This window comes from Mesorhizobium sp. M1322 (assembly GCF_040318085.1).
Lineage (GTDB): Bacteria > Pseudomonadota > Alphaproteobacteria > Rhizobiales > Rhizobiaceae > Mesorhizobium.
Genome location: NZ_JAMYLP010000223.1, coordinates 1 through 617 on the forward strand (window position 1 = coordinate 1; position 617 = coordinate 617).

1 protein-coding gene is annotated in these 617 nt (G+C 67.1%); it reads left to right on the forward strand.

Features of this window, described 5'->3' with window-relative positions:
- Positions 1–103 precede the first annotated feature (103 nt).
- Positions 104–617, forward strand: a 514-nt coding sequence (locus tag NKH12_RS30490) for a helix-turn-helix domain-containing protein (RefSeq protein WP_352956490.1), incomplete at its 3' end; no start/stop codon positions are given.

The window sequence follows — 617 nt, forward strand, 5'->3', positions numbered from 1 at the left end:
TGTTTGGACCGGGGACATCGCGAACAGGTGTGCGAGGACATCGCGAACAGTTTGGCGCGCTTTGCGCTGGGGGTTCGAGATGCCATTCGAGGACACGAGCGCGATGAAACGGAAGCTGGAGTTTGTGCGGCTGGCTGCGGCGGAAGGAGCGAATATGAGCGCGTTGTGCCGACGCTTCGGGATCGGCCGGACATGCGCTTACAAGTTGCTCGCGCGTTGGCGGGCTATTGGCGAGGCCGGGCTTTTGGAGCGTTCGCGCCGGCCGCAGTCGAGCCCGACGCGCAGCGCGCACAAGATCGAGACGGCAGCGCTTTCGGTGCGGGCGGCGCATCCAGCCTGGGGCGGGCGCAAGATCGCCCGGGTGCTGGCGCGCCAGGGGCTGGGCAATCCGGCCGCCTCGACGGTGACTGGGATCCTGCGCCGCAACGGCGTCGAGTTGGGTGCGCTGGGCGGCGGCGCCAAAGCGTTTATCCGCTTCGAGCACGCCGCTCCCAACGACCTGTGGCAGATGGACTTCAAGGGCCATGTGCCATTGCGCGCCGGGCGGCTGCATCCGTTGACCGTGCTCGACGATCATTCGCGCTTCTCGCTGGTGCTGGAAGCTTGCCCCGACCAGA